Source organism: Coxiella-like endosymbiont of Rhipicephalus sanguineus (assembly GCF_018687865.1).
Window position 1 is genome coordinate 1 of the sequence record NZ_NIQB01000088.1, and the last position, 2,494, is coordinate 2,494.

Below are 2,494 nucleotides of genomic sequence, written 5' to 3' on the forward strand. Positions count from 1 at the left end.
CCCCCTCATCTAAAAATTGCATCAGCCGTTTTCGAGCATTAATGCGAATGTGATAGTTACACTTAGGACAAACTTCTAAATTCCGCTCTAACTCGGCACGATAAAGAACCGCCATACAGGAAGGGCATTTATCCCAAATTCCCTCCGGCACTCCTTTTTTAGTTTTAGTAGGTGTAGAAATTCGGGGTAACAATTTTGTAAACCAATTCATCTTACCTGAACCTTAGTTAATTGTGGCAAAAAAACGGCTCCAGCGGGGTCCGAGGTAACCTAAATTCTCGAGGATAGGTCACTTCTATCAAATACAATCCATTCGGCGACACCGTTACTCCTCCTTGACGACGATCTTTAGCTTTTAAGATAACCTCCGCCCATTCTGGGTCTTTCTCTCCACTGCCAATAGTAACCAATACTCCTACAATATTGCGCACCATATGCAGCAAAAAACCATTGCCTTGCACCTCGATGACTACCATACGCCGAATTCGAAAAATTTCAATCTTAAAGATAGTGCGCACCGAAGTTTGTGATTGGCAGCCGGCTCCTTGGAAAGACCGAAAATCGTGCTCACCTATAAAACATTGCACAGCCTTTCTCATTCGGTTTTCATCCAAAGGCCGGTAATGCCAACCTATCGCCTTGCGTAGAATGCCGGGCCGAATTTCATGATTATAAATCACATAGTGGTATCGTCTCGCTTGAGCAGAAAATCGAGAGTGAAAATTCTCATCTACTTTCTTAGCCCATAAGATACTAATGTCGGGAGGAAGTTTACTATTAGCGCCGAAAACCCAAGCGTGTTCATTGCGATAAGAAGTGGTATCAAAATGCGCTACTTGTCCACTCGCATGTACTCCAGCGTCAGTTCGACCCGCACAAACCAGAGAAACAGCATGATTAGCTACCGCCGATAACGCTTTTTCTACTTCTCCTTGGACCGTTCTAAGCTCTTCTTGAATTTGCCAGCCGTGATAAGCAGATCCGTCATAACAGATGCCTAAAGCAATACGAGCCATGATACTAAGCCCTGATAGGCAGGTCTTTCAAAAGTTCTTCCGCTTCCTTTCGTTGCTCTTTGTTTCCGCTTTGAAGAACTTGTTTTAGCACCCTTCGTGCAGTCCCCTGATCCTCCATAGCAATATACGTTCGAGCCAAATTGATTTTGGCGGGAATGCTTTCCAAACTACCCATGTAATCATACTCCTCCCCTGTATCTCCTACGCTCTCACCCGAGAGATTATCCTTTCTCATTTCGCGATTATTCCCGTGGGTTTTTTTTGATTAGACCAACAAATCCAAGTTAATAGTAAAAGAATGATGATTGCTCCACCTATCAACATTTGAAACCCGCTGGGTCCAAGTTCTTTTTTTAACGAAGTCACCCAAGCTGCAATACTTAACTTCAGTCCTTGAGTCTGAGACGTGGATAATTCCGATTTGGTTGCTTGTTTTAACTGAATCAACTCCTGATTAAGCAACGTTATAGCTTTTTCCAAATTCTGTAGTCGTTGTTGGAGAAGTTGCACGTTACTACTTAGAGTAATAAGTTGTTCATCGGTTTGTTGCTGAAATTGCAAATTATTCTGATTAAGTTGTGCCAACTTTCCTTGCAGGCCGCTCACAAAAGCCCGATCTAACGACGCAGGAGCTGAAGCTGAAACATCATCACTATTTGAAAGAGACATTATGGCCGTCGAAGGCGCGACCTCCTTAACCGCAGGCTTATTTAGAGTGGTATCCTGAGAAACTGCTTTGCTCGCTTTACTTAATAGCAAATTTTTTCCCGGTGAAGCCTTTTTAGGAGGTTGTTGCAGTTGGGATAAGACAGTTGATGAGGGAGTTTGGCTGTCGGCCTCTCGAAAAAATTGTACGGGTGTAATTCCCCCCATCTCAGAACTAATTGCATTGGTAATCAGCGTGGTTAAAGCAAAGCTAAATAAAATACAACAAATACCAAGATACCGTTTCACCGCCGTCTCCTGCGATTTTAATTTAAATAAGCCAAAACTATACCAAATTTCTCAATCATCAGATAGTTTGTTCGTCTTTGAATTGGAAGCTGAGTGGTCTCGTTCTCTTTCCTAAATGTTTTTATAATCGGCCTATACCATTTCGCCAACTGTTTGACACAACCTCTCGCACTTATACCTACTTAATTGCGAGTGAGCCGGGCCGCGAAGCACTGCTGATCGATTGTGTGCTAGAACAACTCCCTTTGTATATCCAACTTTTTGAAGAATTAAAATTAGTACTCACGTTAGAAACGCATACTCATGCCGACCATATAACAGCAGCTGGATCGTTCCAAGATAAATTTCAGAGTCAAATTGCGGTGGGTGAAACGACCCAAGCTGAATCCGTCAATCTTAAAATTAAAGAAGGCAAAAAGATTGCTATCAGCGGAATAAAATTAGAAGTTCTTTACACTCCCGAACATACGAATGATTCGTATAGTTATCTTTCATAAATGATCGAGTATTTACTGGTGATACTT

The 2,494-nt window shown here is 42.2% G+C and carries 4 protein-coding genes and 1 pseudogene; 1 reads left to right on the plus strand and 4 read right to left on the minus strand.

Going from position 1 to position 2,494, the window contains the following annotated elements; all coding sequences use genetic code 11:
* From B1F79_RS04970 to B1F79_RS04985, 4 genes and pseudogenes are all read right to left on the minus strand, one after another.
* Positions 1–211 (minus strand): annotated as a pseudogene (locus tag B1F79_RS04970) (acetyl-CoA carboxylase, carboxyltransferase subunit beta); the annotation flags it as partial.
* A 16-nt stretch (positions 212–227) separates the two neighbouring features.
* Positions 228–1,016 (minus strand): tRNA pseudouridine(38-40) synthase TruA, encoded by a 789-nt coding sequence (gene truA / locus B1F79_RS04975; RefSeq protein ID WP_251366234.1) that lies wholly within the window; start codon positions 1,014–1,016, stop codon positions 228–230.
* A gap of 4 nt (positions 1,017–1,020) precedes the next feature.
* On the minus strand, positions 1,021–1,251 hold the full coding sequence (locus B1F79_RS04980; RefSeq protein ID WP_251366235.1) for a FimV/HubP family polar landmark protein: 231 nt from the start codon (positions 1,249–1,251) through the stop codon (positions 1,021–1,023).
* A complete protein-coding gene (locus tag B1F79_RS04985; protein WP_251366236.1) occupies positions 1,248–1,970 on the minus strand; it encodes a hypothetical protein in 723 nt (240 codons plus the stop codon). The genes B1F79_RS04980 and B1F79_RS04985 overlap by 4 nt, the downstream gene beginning before the upstream one ends.
* Positions 1,971–2,047: 77 nt before the next feature.
* Between B1F79_RS04985 and B1F79_RS04990 the strand changes: the two genes are divergently transcribed.
* Positions 2,048–2,467, plus strand: coding sequence for an MBL fold metallo-hydrolase (locus B1F79_RS04990; RefSeq protein ID WP_251366237.1), 420 nt, complete (start codon positions 2,048–2,050; stop codon positions 2,465–2,467).
* Positions 2,468–2,494 lie beyond the last annotated feature (27 nt).

Excerpts from the sequence above, each read along its gene's own strand:
- B1F79_RS04980 (WP_251366235.1), bottom strand. The coding sequence starts at position 1,251 with ATGAGAAAGGATAATCTCTCGGGTGAGAGCGTAGGAGATACAGGGGAG.
- truA (WP_251366234.1), bottom strand. The coding sequence starts at position 1,016 with ATGGCTCGTATTGCTTTAGGCATCTGTTATGACGGATCTGCTTATCAC.